The organism is Streptomyces sp. NPDC101776 (genome assembly GCF_044766845.1).
Classification (GTDB): domain Bacteria; phylum Actinomycetota; class Actinomycetes; order Streptomycetales; family Streptomycetaceae; genus Streptomyces.
Genome location: NZ_JBIWMV010000003.1, coordinates 268206 through 283339, shown reverse-complemented (window position 1 = coordinate 283339; position 15134 = coordinate 268206). Strand labels below are relative to the sequence as shown.

Genomic DNA, 15134 nt, shown 5'->3' with positions numbered 1-15134 from the left:
GCGAAAAAGGCCCCGGCTGGACGGGGGAGACCAGCCGGGGCCGTACCTGGTGGCATGCGGAGGGCGGTCGCCTCTCGGCGAAAGGCTCCATGGGGCTTCAGCCGGACGATCGTCCCCATGGGCTATAGGTGAGGCCCGGGGACACTGTCCCCTCCGCAGCCACATACACATGAACGGGCGACCCGGCCCAGTTGTTCCCGCGGGGGTCCCGCCGGTGACTGTGACCTGCGGAACACCTCGGCCGGAAGGCCTCAGTCGAGGTAGTCGGCGATCAGCGTCGCGAACTCGTCCGGGGTGGCGAGGCGGATACCGAGGGTCTCCGCCTTGGCCCGCTTCGATCCCGCGTTTTCCCCGGCCACGACCAGGGTGGTCTTCTTGGACACGCTGGAGGAGGAACGGCCGCCGGCCCGCTCGACGAGTTCGTTCATCTGGTTGCGGCTGAGCTTCTCCAGGGGGCCGGTCATCGCGCCGGTGACGACCACCGTCATCCCGGCCAGCGGCCCGTCGGCCGTAGCGGCGGCTTCCGTACCGTCTTCGGCGGGGTCATCCGTCGTGGGCGCGGGCGGGGTCGCGCCGGGCTCGGTCATGTTGACCCCGGCGGCGGCCAATTTGTCGATGAGCGGGGCGAGTTCGGCCAGTTCGGCGACGATCGAGGGGGCCTTCTCGGTGCCGATGCCCTCGACCCGCTGCATCGCCTCCGCGTCGGCGGCCCGGATGGTGTCCATCGTCGCGAAGTACCGGGCGATACGGCGGGACATGGAGCGACCGGTGCCGCGCACCCCGAGCGCGCACAACACCCGTGACAGTGGCCGGCCCTTGGCCGTGACGATCGCGGTGAGGAGGTTGTCGGTGCTGGTCTCGCCCATCCGCTCCAGGCCCAGGAGCTGCTCGCGGGTGAGGGTGAACAGGTCGGCGAGATCGGCGACCAGCCCGGCGTCGACGAGCTGGACGACGCGGGTGTGGCCCAGCCCCTCGATGTCGAGCTGGTCGCGGCCCGTGGCGTAGGACAGGGCGGCGACCAGGTGGCAGTTGCGGCCCTGTTCGCAGCGCCAGCGCAGCTCGCTGGTGTCGATGCCGGAGCCGCAGCGCGGGCACACCTCGGGGAACACGATGGGCAGTTCGTCACCCGTGCGCAGATGCGCGACCGGGGCTTCGATGCGGGGGATCACGTCACCGGCCCGGTGCACCATGACGTGGTCGCCCAGGCGCAGATCACGGCGGGTGATGTCGCCCGGGTTGTGGAGGGTGGCGTAGGTGATGGTGGCGCCGTCGATCTCGACCGGCTCCAGGACGGCGCGCGGGGCGATGATGCCGGTGCGGCCCACGTTCCACTCCACCTCAAGGAGCCGGGTGATCTTCTCCACGGCGGGCAGCTTGTAGGCGATCGCCCAGCGCGGGGCCCGCGAGCCCGACCCGGCGGCCTGTTGGTCGGCGGCGAGGTCGGCCTTGATGACGATCCCGTCGATCCCGAACGGCAGTTGGGCCCGGAGCGCGGCGATCTCCTGCACCCGGGCCAGCACCTCCTCGACCGTGTCGGCGGTGATGCCGGGCACGGCGGTGGTCGCGGTGGTGTTGACCCCGTAGACGGCGGCTTCGGTCATGAGCTCGCTGTGCGCCAGCTCGGCGAGGCGTGCCGCGAGCCCGGGCTCGGTGTCGGCGACGGGGATCAGGCCGTAGCCGAAGAACGTCATCGGCACCGTGTAGGCGCGCTCCTTGGCGCGCAGGGTGCCCGCCGAGGCGCCGCGCGGGTTGGCGAACGGCTGCCCGCCGTGCGCGGTGCGGACCTCGTTGCCGTGCTCGAACTGGGCGGTGGTCATGAGGACTTCGCCGCGCACCTCGACGGTGACCGGCTCGGACAGCTCCTGCGGGAGGCCCTCGATGGTGCCGATCGCGTGGCTGACGTCCTCGCCGGCCGTGCCGTCGCCGCGGGTGATGAGCCGGGTGAGCCGGCCGCGGGTGTAGCGGGCCGCGATCGCCAGGCCGTCCAGCTTCGGCTCCACGCTGAACCGCGTCACCTCGTGGTCGATTCTTCGGGCCAGCGAGGCGGTCCAGGTGGTGAACTCCTCCGGCGAGAACACGTTGTCCAGGCTCAGCATCGCCATCGTGTGCGGGACATCGCCCTCGACCGCGCCGCCGGCCACCTTCCCGGTCGGGGAGTCGGACTGCACCTGGTCGGGATGGTCGGCCTCCCACGCTGCGATGCCGCGCACCAGCCGGTCGTAGGAGTCGTCGTCCAGCACGGACGTGCCACCGGTGTAGTAGGCGGCCGACGCCTTCACCGCGTCCTCGACCGCCTGCGCGTAGGCGGCGGCATCCACGATCACAGCTGCAGGAGTTGTCATGACTCTCATCCTGCCTGCCACCACTGACAATGCCCCGGGCCGAACGCGGCGCGGCCACGCCTCGCGGTGTGGGGATCGCTGTACTTGTATCGCCCCGTTTATTGTCCGACCCTCAAAGGTGTGTCGTTGCACTTTTGTATTGAGTCTGCTTTTCTGGAGGCCGGTAGTCGATCCACGTCACAGCCGAGGAGAGTCACCATGACCAGCACCCGTATCGCCGTGATCGGCGCCGGCCCGGGCGGCCTCACCTGCGCCCGTGTCCTCCGGCGCCACGGCATCGACGTCACCGTCTACGACGCGGACGACTCCGCGACCGCCCGCGACCAGGGCGGCACCCTCGACATGCACCCCGACACCGGCCAGTACGCGCTGCGCGCCGCCGAACTGTGGGACGAGTTCGCCGCACTGGCCCGCCCCGAGGGCGAACAGATGCGGCTGGTCGACCGTGCCGGCCGCGTCGTCTTCGACAGTGCCCCGCCGCAGGACGGCGAGGGCAACCCCGAGATCGACCGCGGCCAGTTGCGCACGATCCTGCTCGACTCCCTTGCCGCGCCGGTCCGTTGGGGCCACAAACTGGAGCGGGCCGAACCCCTCGGCGACGGTCGGCACCGCCTCCACTTCACCCACGGCGGCACGACCGAGGCCGACCTGGTCATCGGCGCCGACGGCGCCTGGTCACGCGTACGCCGACTGCTGTCCGACGCCGTCCCCGGCTACACCGGTGTCACCTTCGTCGAGACCGGTCTGGACGACGCCGACACCCGTCATCCGGAACTCGCCGGACTGACCGGCGACGGCACGATGATGGCCCTCGACGACAACCACGGCTTCGTCGCCCAGCGCAACAGCGGCGGCCACATCCGGGTCTACGTCGGGATGCGCGTCCCCGAGGACTGGTACGGGCGGGCCGCCCTCGACCCGGCCGACACCGCCGCCGTCCGCACCGCCCTCCTGGAGCGCTTCGCCGACTGGGGCGAAACGCTGCGCGGATACATCACCGACACGGACACCGGGTACGTCAACCGACCCCTGTACGCCCTTCCGGTTCCCCACACCTGGGAGCACACCCCCGGCGTCACTCTGCTCGGCGACGCCGCCCACCTGATGTCCCCCTTCTCCGGTATGGGCGCCAACCTCGCCATGCGCGACGGCGCCGACCTGGCGCAGGCCCTCATCGACCACCACGGCAGTGACCGCCACGACCGCGACCGCCACGGCATCGACGAGGCGATCACCGCCTACGAGAAGATCCTGCTGCCCCGCTCCGTCGAAGCCGCACAGGGCGCCGCCGAAGGCATCGCCAGTGCCTTCGCCCCCGACAGCGCCGCACAGTCCCTCGCCCACATGGCCGCCCACCATTGACCGCCCCCACCCGCACCCCCGAAGGGAAACCGCTCCCGCCCCTCAGTCCTCCGGCTCGGACGTGCGTTGCAGGTCGGCCCGTCCCTCGGCGGCGCGGATGAAGCGGGTCATGCCGAACTGGCTTGTCCCGGAGGCGTCTTGGGGACCGCCGACCGCGGATTCGGCGGAGCGGGGCGCCGACGGCAGGACGTAGGGCCGGCGGAGCACCTCGTCGAGGATGATCACGGTCTCGGTCGCGCGGACCGCCGGAATCGTGGACAGCCGGTCGGTGACCAGGCGGTGCACGGCGGTGACGTCGGCCACCCGGATCTGGATCATGGCGTCGTGCTGACCGGTGGTGACGGCGCAGTACTCCACCTCCGGCATCTGGGCCAGCGCCGTACGGAACTGGTTCCACAGCTCCTGGCGGACCGTGACGAAGATCAGGGCGCAGATCTCCAGGCCGACCCGGTTGTGATCGACGCGGGCGCTGAAGCCGTTGATCACGCCGTCGGCGCGGAGCGCTTCGAGGCGGGTGTAGGCGTTCGCGCGGGAGACGCCGACACGTTCCGCGAGCGCCGCGACGGAAATACGGCCCTGGGTGCGCAGCACGTCGAGGATCTTGAAATGCACCGAATCCAGGGCAAGACCGATGCCGATCCGTCCAGAGCGGCGCTCGCCCGGGCTCTCCGGGGTCGACAGATCTTCCATGTTCGCGCCTCTCCGTTGCATTTCGTCTCGTGCTGGTCCCGTCCGCCGAGAGTCCTGGTTACTTTCAGCCAACCCTAACGGCGAATCGTCCAGGCTCCCTCCCGGTGTCCGCCCGTTCCCGCACGGCCTTCTTCCGCTCCGCCCCGCTCTGTCTTGCCCACGGAGGCACGCATGCCCAGATTCAGTGCCGGGTCGTACCCGGTGGCACTCCCGCTCGTCGCGGTCGCGGCGCTCGCCCTGAGCGCCTGCTCCGGCGGTACGGGTGCCACCGGCTCGGCGGCCGGCAAGACCCTGGTCGTCGACACGTCGTTCAACCTGAAGACCGCCGACCCGGGCCGTGAGTTCGAGCCGACCGGGCAGATCGTGGACAAGGCGCTGTACGAGACGCTGCTGTCCTTCAAGGGCTCCGACGTCACCAAGCCGGTGCCGGGCCTGGCCTCCTCCTACGAGCAGTCGGCGGACGGCAGGACACTCACCCTGCACCTGCGTACGGGCGCGAGGTTCGCGGACGGCAGCGCGGTCACCGCCGACGACGTCGTCTTCTCGCTGAACCGGGTGATCGCGCTCAAGGGCAACCCGTCGTTCCTCCTCGACGGCGTCACGGTCACCAAGACCGACGCCTCCACCGTCACCCTGGTCTCCAAGAAGGCCAACCCGGCGCTGCCCTTCATCCTCCCCAACCCCGCGCTCGGCATCCTCAGCGCGAAGACGGTCCAGGCGCACGGCGGCTCGGCGACCGCGACGGACGCGGCGGAGAAGTACCTCAACACCACCTCGGCCGGTTCCGGCCCGTACACCCTCACCTCGTTCAACACGAACACCCAGGTCGTCCTCACCAAGAACCCCAAGTACACCGGCTCCGACAAGCCGACCTACGACAAGATCGTCCTGCGCAACGTCCAGGCCCCCACCCAGAAGCTGAACGTCCAGCGCGGCGACAGCCAGATCGCCCTCGACCTCACCTCCGACCAGGTCAGCGGCCTCGGCGGCGGACTCACGGTGGACAGCGGCGCGTCCTCGGACGTGATCTTCCTGCTGCTCAACCAGAACACCAAGGTCAGCGGTACGACGTCCAACGCGAAGTTCGCCGAGGCCGTCCGCAAGGGCATCGACTACAAGAGCCTGCTCTCGCTCGCCGGCACCGGCTCCGTCCAGCCCGCCGGGATCATCCCCTCGACCTTCCTCGGCGCGCTGCCCGCCTCCGAGGCCACCGCCCGCGACCTCGCCGGGGCGAAGGCGGCGCTGAAGGCGAGCGGTATCGCCAAGCCCTCCGTGACCCTCGGCTACGCCAGCGACCTCACCGTCGACGGACTGTCCCTCCAGACTCTCGCCGAACGCGTCCAGGCCCAGCTGAAGGAGGTCGGCATCACCGTCACGCTCGCCCCCGCGCCGACCACCACCGAACTCGACAACTACCGCAACGGCAAAGAGCAGTTGGGCCTCTGGTACTGGGGACCGGACTACCCGGACCCCAGCGACTACCTGACCTTCCTGCCCGGTGACCTCGTCGGCCTGCGCGCGGGCTGGAAGGCCGGCGCCGACCCCACCCTCACCGCACTCGGCGACAAGGCGGCGACGACGATCGGCGACGACACCCGCAAGACGCTGTACGAGCAGATCCAGACCCGCATGAACGCCTCCGGCCCCTTCGTCCCGCTGATGCAGCCCAGCCGCAACACCGTCTCCGCCGCGTCCGTGACCGGCGTCGCCTACAACCCCGTGTGGACGATCGATGTCGCCGCGCTCGGTGCCAAGTAAGCGGAAGGGGGGCGGTGTTCGGCTCTTCTCGCGCCGTCCCCTCGCCCGCCGTCCGCTCGCCCGTTTCCTGCTCCGCCGTACCGCCACCGCCGTCCTGCTCGCCCTCGGCGTGACGCTGGTGACGTTCGTCCTCACCAACCTGGTCCCGGGCGACCCGGCGGCGGCGAACCTCGGCCAGCGGGCGATCGGAGACCCGGCGATCGTCGCCCAGTTCCGCCACCACTACGGCCTCGACAAGCCCCTGCCGGTCCAGTACGTCACCTACCTCGGCAACCTCCTCCACGGCGACCTCGGCGAGTCCCAGCAGAGCCACCAGTCGGTCCTCACCGACCTGTCCACCGCCGTCCCCGCCACCCTCGAACTCGCCGGTGCCGCGATCGTGGTCTCCCTGGTCGTGGGCGTGGCCTTCGGCGTCGCGGCGGCCCTGCGCCGCGACCGTCTCACCGACCAACTTCTGCGTGTCGTCAGCCTGTTGGGGGTCTCGGTGCCGACCTTCTGGCTGGCGCTGCTCGCCTTCTACATCTTCTTCTACCGCCTCGGCTGGGCCCCGGGCAGCGGCCGGCTCGACCCCGGCATGACCGCGCCCCCGCACGTCACCGGCCTCTACACGGTCGACGCGGCACTCGCCGGACAGTGGCCGGTGTTCTGGAGCGCGGTGGGTCATCTCGCCCTCCCCGCACTGGTGTTGACGGCCTACACGGTCGGCCTCCTCACCCGCTTCACCCGCTCCGCCGTTCTGGAAGTGCTCAACCAGGACTACGTCCGCGCGGCCCGCGCCAAGGGCCTCCCCGGCCGCACCGTCCTCTTCCAGTACGTCCTCCGCGCGGCCCTCGTCCCCGTCATCACCGTCGCCGGACTGGCCTTCGGCGCCCTCCTCTCGGGCACCGTCCTGGTCGAGTCGATCTTCGCCTGGCCTGGCCTCGGTGCCTACGCCTACCGCAGCGCGACCACCCTCGACCTGCCCGCCGTGATGGGCGTCGGCCTGGTCGTCGGCCTGGTGTACCTGACCGTCAACCTCGCCGTGGACGTCCTGTACGGCGTGATCGACCCGAGGGTGAGGGTGCAGTGAAACGCAGTCCCCAGGGTCCGACGAAACGCGGTTTGCTACGACGGCTGCCACCCGCCTGGCGGCGCCCGCTCGCGGTGACCGGCGGCTTGGTCGCGCTGTTCTGGCTGGTCATTGTCGTCGCCGCCCCGCTGCTCGCCCCGCACGACCCCCTCGCGCAGAACCTGCCCCGGCTCACCGCCCCCGGCGCCGGCCACTGGTTCGGCACCGACGAACTGGGCCGGGACGTCCTGAGCCGCGTCCTGTACGGCGCCCGGGTCTCCATCCCGCTCGCCCTGCTGCTGGTGGCCATGTCGCTGCTGGTCGGCGGGGTGCTCGGGGCCTGTGCCGGGTTCTTCGGACGCTGGGTGGACGAGACCGTGATGCGGATCGCGGACCTGGTGTTCGCCTTCCCCACCGTCATCCTGGCGATGGTGGTCGCCGCCGCGCTCGGCGCCAGCCTCCAGAACGCGGTCCTCGCCGTCCTGGTCGTGTCCTGGCCGTCGTACGCACGCGTCACCCGGGGTCTGGTCATGGGCCTCAGGAACCGTGAATTCGTGCTCAGCGGACGGCTGTTGGGCTTCTCCGCCTGGCGGTCGCTGCGCGTCGACATCCTGCCCAACGTGCTCGGCCCGCTGCTGGTCCTGGCCACCCTCGACATCGGCACCGCGACCCTGCTGCTGTCCGGGCTGTCCTTCCTCGGGCTCGGCGCCAAACCGCCGACGGCGGAGTGGGGCGCGATGGTCGCGGACGGCACGCAGCAGTTCGACAAGTGGTGGATCGGGGTCTTCCCGGGCCTGGCCATCCTCACCGTCGTCCTCGCCTTCAACTTCCTCGGCGACACACTGCGGGACGCCCTCGACCCCGGCACGGCCCGCACCATCGGCGCGGAGAAGGAGCGTGTCGGATGAGCGCCGGCAACGTGCTGGAGATCAGCGGCCTCACCCTCGACCTGGGCGGCGCCCGCATCCTCGGCGGTGTCGACCTCGCCCTGCGGCCCGGCCGTATCCACGGGCTCGCGGGGGAGAGCGGTTCGGGCAAGACCATGACCGGTCTCGCCACCCTCGGCCTGCTGCCGCCCGGCGCCCGCACCGGCGGCCGGATCGAGCTGGAGGGCACGGACCTGCTGACCCTGCCGGCCCGTCAACTGGCCGCGCTGCGCGGCCGATCGGTCAGCATGGTGTTCCAGGACCCCTCCACCAGCCTGCACCCCATGCTCAGCATCGGACACCAGCTCACCGACCATCTGCGCCACCACCTGAAACTCGACCGGAAGGCCGCGAAGGGGAAGGCGGTCGAGCTGCTGACGCAGGTCCGCATCCCCAACCCCCGTGAGGCGCTGGGCCGTTACCCGCACCAGTTCTCCGGCGGCATGCGCCAGCGCATCGCGATCGCCATCGCGCTCGCCTGCGAACCGAAGGTGCTGATCGCCGACGAACCGACCACCGCCCTCGACGTCACCGTGCAGGCCGGAGTGCTGCGTCTGCTGCGCGGCCTCTGCGACGACCTCGGCCTCGCCGTCCTGCTGGTCACCCACGATCTGGGCGTGATGTCCGCGATCGCCGACGAGGTGAGCGTGATGCGCCACGGCCTGGTCGTGGAGACGGGAGCACGCGGCCAGGTCCTCACGGATCCCCGGCACGAGTACACCCGCCAACTCCTGGACGCGCTCCCCGGAAGGAGCACCGTATGACCCCCCACCCGACGGCCCCCCTCCTCTCGGTCGACGACCTCGTCGTCCAGTACCACCGGCCGGGCGCACCGCCCACGCGTGCCGTCGCCGGGGTCAGCCTCCAGGTGCGGGCCGGCGAAGTCGTGGGCCTGGTGGGAGAGTCGGGCTGCGGCAAGTCCACCCTGGCCCGCGCGGTCTGCGGCCTCACCGCACCGGCGGAGGGCCGGATCGTCTACGACGGCACGCCGGTACGCCCGTTGCGGGTGCGCCGCCGTGAACTGGCCCTGACCGGTATCCAGATGGTCTTCCAGGACCCGTACGGTTCCCTCAACCCCCGTCGCCGGGTGGGTTCGCAGATCGCGGACGGCATCCGTACGGCGGCCGGGCGGGGCGAGGCGGCCGAAGGCACCACCCCGGAGGACCTGTTGACCAGGGTCGGGCTGCCGGCGAGTGCCGCCGAGCGCTATCCGCAGGAGTTCTCCGGCGGCCAGCGTCAGCGCATCGCCATCGCCCGTGCGCTCGCCGCCCGCCCCCGCCTCCTCGTCGGCGACGAACCGATCTCCGCCCTCGACGCCTCCGCCCAGCTCCAAGTGGCCACGCTGATGAGGTCGTTGGCCGTCGAGTCGGGTGCCGGTCTGCTGTTCATCAGCCATGACCTGTCCGTCGTACGGCTGATCGCGGACCGGATCGCCGTGATGTACCTCGGCCGGATCGTGGAGACCGGCCCCACCGCCGAGGTCTGGGCCGACCCGCGCCACCCCTACACCCGGGCGCTGCTGGCCGCCGTACCGAAACCCGACGGCGCGGGCGTGCTGCCCGCCGAACTCCCGGGCGACGTACCCGATCCCGCCGATCCGCCGAGCGGCTGCCGCTTCCACCCCCGGTGCCCCCAGGCCTTCGACGGCTGCGACCGCGAGGAGCCGCAGTTGATCGCGGGGGGTGTCGCGTGTCGTCTGTACGCGGCGTGAGCGGGAGCCGGGCGCTCGCCACCACGCCGATCCGTACCCCGCGCCGCCCGCACGCGGCACCGCTCCACCCCGGCAGCGCTTGATCACAGCGCCCCGCGCGCCGCCCACGTGCCCGGAGCCCTCGCGTCGGCGGCGCCCCGCACTTCCGCACGAGGCAGCACCTGACCCGCAGAACGTCGCACAGAACCTCACGCCGAGCTTCGCACCGAGTCTCGCGCCGAACTTCACGGAGAGCCGATGTCCGCCACCCCGCCGCCCGACGACGACCACACGAACCTCTACCCGCCGGACCGCCTCCACCGTGCCCGGCAGGCCGCCGCCCGAGCCGGTCTGGACGCCCTGCTGATCTCGCCCGGCGCGGACCTGCGGTACCTGACCGGCTACGACGCCCTGCCGTTGGAGCGGCTGACCTGTCTGGTGCTGCCCGCCGAAGGCGACCCCTTCCTCCTCGTCCCGGCCCTGGAGGAACCCGCCGCCCGGGCGTCCCCGGCCGGTGACCTGGGCATCGAGATCACCGGCTGGGACGAGACCGACGACCCCTACGCCCTCGTCGCGGCCCGGCTGCCCGCCCGCACCGCCCGGGTCGGCGTCGACAACCGCATGTGGGCGGAGAAGGTCCTCGCCTTCCGGGCCGTACTCCCGGGCGCCGGACAGGAGTTGGCCGGTGAGGTGCTGAACGGGCTGCGGATGCGCAAGACCGCACGGGAGGCGGCCGCGCTGCGCCGGGCCGGCGCTGCCATCGACCGGGTGCACGCCCGCATGGGGGAGTGGCTGCGGGCCGGACGCACCGAACGCGAGGTCGGCCGGGACATCGCGGACGCGATCATCGCCGAGGGGCACGTCCGGGTCGACTTCGTCATCGTCGGCTCCGGCCCGAACAGCGCCAGCCCGCACCACGAACTGTCCGACCGCGTGATCCGGCCCGGCGACCCCGTGGTGGTCGACATCGGCGGCACGACCCTGGACGGCTACTGCTCCGACTCCACCCGCGTGTACGCCGTGGGCGAGCCGCCCGCGGAGTTCCGTCGGCTGCACGAGGTCCTGCTGACCGCCCAACGCGCCCAGACCGACGCCGTACGGCCGGGCCTCACCGCCGCTCAACTCGACGCCGTGGGGCGGGACATCATCACCGCGGCCGGACACGGCACGCACTTCATCCACCGCACCGGACACGGCATCGGCCTGGAGAGCCACGAGGAGCCCTACATCGTGACCGGCAACCCGCTCCCGCTCGCACCGGGCATGGCCTTCTCCGTCGAACCCGGCATCTATCTGCCCGGCCGGTACGGAGCGCGGATCGAGGACATCGTGATCTGCACGGAGGAGGGCGGGGAGCGTCTCAACCGCACGCCCCGGGACCTGGTCGTACTCCCTTGACCCGGCACGAACACCCCACCCGAGGAACCCCCATGCCCGCTCCACCGCCCCCTTCCGCCCCTCCCGCAGCCGACGGCGGTGCCCGCCCGGGTGGCGCGCCCGCCGACCTGGCCGAGGTGTGGACGGTGATCACGGGCATGTACGAGGGCTACACCGCGGGTGACCGCGCGCGCATCGACGCCTTCCTCGATCCCCAGGCCACCATCTGGGACTCGGCGACCCCCGAACTCCTATGCGGCAGAACGGAGTTGAACCGGGTCCGGGACGCCCGACCCACCCCGGACGACGGCCCGGCCGAGACCGGCCTCACGGCGTACGGCCAAGTCGTCGACGTCTTCGGGGACCTGGCGGTGGCCCGCTACTGGCTGCGGGTCGAATTCCGTGCGGCCCCGGCGGAGTTGGCCCGCAACACCGCGGTCCTGCGACGTGCCCGTTCGGGCGGCCACTGGCTCGTCGTGCATCTGCACGAGGACATCCAGAGCGCCCCGGAACCGTGTGACAGGTGAGGCGTGGGGGACTGTTCCCTCTACTATGTCGGGGTCCGGTCCGGACGTGTCGTCCGAGGCCTGGTGTGCACCCCCGTCGGGCAACGGGGTTGGAGCCCAGCCGAGTTGACCTCACGGTGGATCCGGTGAGTGTCGGTTCCACCCAAGGAGGACATGTCCCGTGCTTTCGCTCGATGGCTCCGACCCGTCACACATAGGTCGCTACCGTCTGGTCGGCAGACTCGGGGAGGGCGGGATGGGCCGGGTGTACCTCGCGCGGTCGCCGGGTGGCCGCCCCGCCGCCGTCAAGGTGATCAACGACCACCTCCGCCACGACGAACACGCCCTCAGCCGGTTCCGCCGCGAGGTGGAGACCCTGGGTACGGTCCGCAGCGCGTACACGGCCTCACTCATCGACGCCGAGCTGGACACACCGCCGTACTGGCTGGCCACCGAGTATGTGCCGGGGCCCACGCTGCACGCGGCGGTCGTGGCGAACGGACCGCTCCCCGCCGACCTGGCCCGGGTCATGCTGGCCGCCCTCGCCGAGGGGCTGGACGCCATCCACGTCCGGGGTGTGTGGCATCGGGACCTCAAGCCGCACAACGTCATCCTCTCCGCCACCGGCCCCCAGCTGATCGACTTCGGCATCGCCAGGACCACCGGCACGTCCAACCTGACGCAGGCCGGCGGTGCGATGGGCAGCCCCGGGTTCATCGCGCCGGAGACGATCACGGCCGGCGAGACCGGTCCGGGAGCGGACGTGTTCGCGCTCGGGGCCACGCTGGCGTTCGCCGTCACCGGCCGACCGCCGTACGGGGACGGGCCGTTCGCCGCCGTGTCCTACCGTTCGGTGCACGGCGAGCTCGACCTGCGGGGTGTCGACCCCGGCGTGGCCGAGCTGATCGCGGCCTGTGCGCAGAGCGATCCCGCGCTGCGCCCCACGCCCCAGCGCATCATCGAACTCTGCCGGGCCGATGCCGATCTGGTCCACCATCCCGCCTACCAACGGGCGCTCGCCGTGGGCTCGTTGACTGACCCGGCGCGTGCCGCGACCGTCGCCGACAGCGGAGGCGGTGTGTCGCCCGGCACCCAGGAAGTGACGACGGCCCTCGCCCAGAGTGGCCACGGCGTCGGGGAAGCCCACGCCGCCACACTCCTCGCGCCGCACCCGGGTCACACGGCGGACACCATGTACGGCCCCTATCCGGGGGGAACCGGGCCGACTCCGCCACTGGACGGCGGAGGCCCCCGGAGCGGGCGCGGCCGTCGCCTGCTGTGGGCCGGCGTCGGCACGGCCGCGCTGGTCGTCGTCGCGGGCTCCGGGCTGCTCGTGTCGCACGCCTTCGACGACGAGGGCAAGAGCAAGAGCAAGGACTCGGCCTCCTCGCGGGCGACACCGTCCGCCGACGCCACCCACGCGTCCGCCGCCCCGTCCGAGAGCGCGGCGACGTCGTCCCCTTCTCCCTCGGCCACAGGTGACGGCAAGCTGCCCGACGCCGTGGTGGTGAAGCCCCCGTTCACCTTCGAGGTCGGGACGTTCGTGCAGACCGTGCGGTCGAAGCTGATCATGCAGCCGGACGGCAACCTGGTGCTCTACGACGCGTCCGGCACGGCCCACTGGGCGAGCCAGACCCAGGGCGAGGGCAACACGGCCGTGCTCCAGGCGGACGGCAACCTCGTGGTCTACAGCGCCCAGCACCAGTCGCTGTGGGCCAGCAACACACAAGGAGCCGACGGGGCCACCCTCAAGGTGCTGGAGACCGGCAACATGGTCATCGCGACCGACGCCCAGGTCGTCTGGCAGACCGATACCGCGTTCTGAGGAAGTGCGGCGGCGCGGGGCCGTCGCCGGTCCGGACCGGCGACTCCGGACTCAGCGGACCCGCGCCACCGCCGCGTAGATCCCGCTGCCCTCCGGAGCCCCCTCCGACGCCGGCGGGTTCCACTCGGTCGCCGTCACCAGGCCCGGCGGCACCAGGTCGAGGCCGTCGAAGAAGCGCTCGACCTCCGGGCGGGTGCGGAAGCCGAGCTTGATGCCGCCCTTGGCGTACTCGGCGGTGACCTGTGCGGCGAGTTCGGGGTAGAGGTCGGACGCGGCGTGGGACAGGACCAGACAGCTGCCGGACGGCAGGGTGGCGACGAGGTCGCGGACGATGCCGTGGGCGTCCTGCTCGTCCGGGATGAAGTGCATCAGCGCGATCAGCGAGAGGGCGATCGGGCGGGTGAAGTCCAGGACGTGGCGGGCGTGTTCGACGATCTCCTCGGGCTGGCGTACGTCGGCCTGGATGTAGTCGGTGACCCCGTCGGGGTGGCTGACCAGGAGCGCCTCGGCATGACGCAGGACGATCGGGTCGTAGTCGGTGTAGACGACCTTCGCCGTCGGCACCGTCCGCTGGACGATCTGATGCAGATTGGGCGCGGTGGGGATGCCCGTGCCGATGTCCAGGAACTGGTCGATGCCCCGGCCGGCGACCCAGGTCGCCGCGCGGTGCATGAAGGCACGGTTCTGCCGGGCCGCGTCCTTCGCCTCGGGCGGCAGCTTCTCGCCCACGGCCTCGTCGACCGGGTAGTTGTCCTTGCCGCCCAGCAGCCAGTCGTAGACCCGCGCGGGATGTGCCTTGCCGGTGTCGATCTGCGGTGACGGCTTGGGGCCGGTCGTCATGGCAACTCCATCGCGGCAAGTGAGGGGCGGGTGGGGGAGGTGGGGCGGGCCGGGCTCGCGATCATCGTACTCGGGCCGGTCATATGGCCTGTGGGGGAGGGGAGTTGGGCCTGCCGCGCAGGTCAGCCGCGCGCGGGTCCGTGCAGGCCGTCGAAGAGGATGGTCGTCAGGGCGTCCGCCAGGGTCTCCACGGTCAGATCGCGGTCGGGGCGGTACCACTCCACCAGCGAGTTGACGGTGCCGAACAGCAGCCGGCTCGCGAGGTGCGGATCGATGTCCGCGCGTATGCCGCCCTCGGCCGCCGCCCGGGTCATCAACTCGGCCACCCGGTGGTCGAATTCACGGCGCCGGGCCAGCGCCCGCTGCTCGACCTCACTGTTGCCGTGCAGCCGCAACAGCAGGGTGACGTACGGCAGTTCGGCGGCGAGCACCTCGACGCTGCGGTGGATGACCCGCTTCATCCGGGCGGTCGCCGGGGACCCGACGGCCGGGTCCCGGGCCTGCCTCTCCTCCTCGTCCAGCACGGCGAAGAGCGCGTCCAGGGCGCGGTTGACCGCGAGTTCGAGGAGTTCCTCCTTGCCGGACACATGGTGGTAGATGCTCGACTTGCTGAGTCCCAGGCGCCTGGCCAGTTCCTCCATGCCGGTGCCGTCGTAGCCGCGTTCGTTGAAGACCACGACGGCGACCTCCAGCAGCGAGTCGCGGTCGTAGGCGGGCCGGCCGTGGCGGCCGGCCGGGTTCTGCACAGGTGTCCTGGTCACCGGGCCATT

Annotated in this window: 13 protein-coding genes; 9 read left to right on the top strand and 4 right to left on the bottom strand. The window is 71.5% G+C overall.

Features of this window, described 5'->3' with window-relative positions; genetic code table 11:
* Positions 1-251 precede the first annotated feature (251 nt).
* Positions 252-2342, bottom strand: a complete 2091-nt coding sequence (ligA, locus tag ACIRRY_RS12765; protein WP_403971392.1) for an NAD-dependent DNA ligase LigA — start codon at positions 2340-2342, stop codon at positions 252-254.
* A gap of 198 nt (positions 2343-2540) precedes the next feature.
* On the opposite strand from ligA, the gene ACIRRY_RS12760 reads away from it, so the two are divergent.
* Positions 2541-3704, top strand: a complete 1164-nt coding sequence (locus ACIRRY_RS12760) for an FAD-dependent oxidoreductase (protein WP_403971390.1) — start codon at positions 2541-2543, stop codon at positions 3702-3704.
* A 42-nt stretch (positions 3705-3746) separates the two neighbouring features.
* Here the strand turns inward: ACIRRY_RS12760 and ACIRRY_RS12755 are convergent, their stop codons facing one another.
* Complete coding sequence (locus ACIRRY_RS12755; protein WP_403971388.1) at positions 3747-4394, bottom strand: Lrp/AsnC family transcriptional regulator; 648 nt, start codon at positions 4392-4394, stop codon at positions 3747-3749.
* Between the two features lie 171 nt (positions 4395-4565).
* Between ACIRRY_RS12755 and ACIRRY_RS12750 the strand changes: the two genes are divergently transcribed.
* From ACIRRY_RS12750 to ACIRRY_RS12715, 8 genes are all read left to right on the top strand, one after another.
* Positions 4566-6152, top strand: coding sequence for an ABC transporter substrate-binding protein (locus ACIRRY_RS12750; protein WP_403971386.1), 1587 nt, complete (start codon positions 4566-4568; stop codon positions 6150-6152).
* Positions 6142-7221, top strand: a complete 1080-nt coding sequence (locus tag ACIRRY_RS12745) for an ABC transporter permease (protein ID WP_403971384.1) — start codon at positions 6142-6144, stop codon at positions 7219-7221. Before ACIRRY_RS12750 ends, ACIRRY_RS12745 begins: the two co-directional genes overlap by 11 nt.
* A complete protein-coding gene (locus tag ACIRRY_RS12740; RefSeq protein WP_403971382.1) occupies positions 7218-8108 on the top strand; it encodes an ABC transporter permease in 891 nt (296 codons plus the stop codon). Before ACIRRY_RS12745 ends, ACIRRY_RS12740 begins: the two co-directional genes overlap by 4 nt.
* Positions 8105-8890 (top strand): ABC transporter ATP-binding protein, encoded by a 786-nt coding sequence (locus tag ACIRRY_RS12735; protein ID WP_403971380.1) that lies wholly within the window; start codon positions 8105-8107, stop codon positions 8888-8890. The genes ACIRRY_RS12740 and ACIRRY_RS12735 overlap by 4 nt, the downstream gene beginning before the upstream one ends.
* Positions 8887-9837, top strand: coding sequence for an oligopeptide/dipeptide ABC transporter ATP-binding protein (locus ACIRRY_RS12730; RefSeq protein ID WP_403971378.1), 951 nt, complete (start codon positions 8887-8889; stop codon positions 9835-9837). The genes ACIRRY_RS12735 and ACIRRY_RS12730 overlap by 4 nt, the downstream gene beginning before the upstream one ends.
* A 237-nt stretch (positions 9838-10074) precedes the next feature.
* The gene (locus tag ACIRRY_RS12725; RefSeq protein WP_403971376.1) at positions 10075-11214 is read left to right on the top strand and encodes a M24 family metallopeptidase; all 1140 of its coding nucleotides are present in this window, start codon (positions 10075-10077) and stop codon (positions 11212-11214) included.
* A 32-nt stretch (positions 11215-11246) separates the two neighbouring features.
* Positions 11247-11720, top strand: a complete 474-nt coding sequence (locus ACIRRY_RS12720; RefSeq protein WP_403971374.1) for a DUF4440 domain-containing protein — start codon at positions 11247-11249, stop codon at positions 11718-11720.
* A 160-nt stretch (positions 11721-11880) separates the two neighbouring features.
* Positions 11881-13524, top strand: coding sequence for a protein kinase (locus ACIRRY_RS12715; protein ID WP_403971372.1), 1644 nt, complete (start codon positions 11881-11883; stop codon positions 13522-13524).
* Between the two features lie 51 nt (positions 13525-13575).
* Here ACIRRY_RS12715 and ACIRRY_RS12710 read toward each other — a convergent pair whose 3' ends face one another.
* Both ACIRRY_RS12710 and ACIRRY_RS12705 read right to left on the bottom strand, forming a co-directional pair.
* Positions 13576-14364, bottom strand: coding sequence for an SAM-dependent methyltransferase (locus ACIRRY_RS12710; RefSeq protein WP_403971370.1), 789 nt, complete (start codon positions 14362-14364; stop codon positions 13576-13578).
* Positions 14365-14486: 122 nt separating this feature from the next.
* On the bottom strand, positions 14487-15125 hold the full coding sequence (locus ACIRRY_RS12705) for a TetR/AcrR family transcriptional regulator (protein ID WP_403971368.1): 639 nt from the start codon (positions 15123-15125) through the stop codon (positions 14487-14489).
* Positions 15126-15134: the final 9 nt, after the last annotated feature.

Bases quoted from the DNA above. Each gene is read 5' to 3' on its own strand.
- ACIRRY_RS12755 (WP_403971388.1), bottom strand. From the start codon at position 4,394: ATGGAAGATCTGTCGACCCCGGAGAGCCCGGGCGAGCGCCGCTCTGGA.
- ACIRRY_RS12710 (WP_403971370.1), bottom strand. From the start codon at position 14,364: ATGACGACCGGCCCCAAGCCGTCACCGCAGATCGACACCGGCAAGGCA.
- ACIRRY_RS12720 (WP_403971374.1), top strand. From the start codon at position 11,247: ATGCCCGCTCCACCGCCCCCTTCCGCCCCTCCCGCAGCCGACGGCGGT.
- ACIRRY_RS12750 (WP_403971386.1), top strand. From the start codon at position 4,566: ATGCCCAGATTCAGTGCCGGGTCGTACCCGGTGGCACTCCCGCTCGTC.
- ACIRRY_RS12735 (WP_403971380.1), top strand. From the start codon at position 8,105: ATGAGCGCCGGCAACGTGCTGGAGATCAGCGGCCTCACCCTCGACCTG.
- ACIRRY_RS12725 (WP_403971376.1), top strand. From the start codon at position 10,075: ATGTCCGCCACCCCGCCGCCCGACGACGACCACACGAACCTCTACCCG.
- ACIRRY_RS12730 (WP_403971378.1), top strand. From the start codon at position 8,887: ATGACCCCCCACCCGACGGCCCCCCTCCTCTCGGTCGACGACCTCGTC.
- ACIRRY_RS12760 (WP_403971390.1), top strand. From the start codon at position 2,541: ATGACCAGCACCCGTATCGCCGTGATCGGCGCCGGCCCGGGCGGCCTC.
- ligA (WP_403971392.1), bottom strand. From the start codon at position 2,342: ATGACAACTCCTGCAGCTGTGATCGTGGATGCCGCCGCCTACGCGCAG.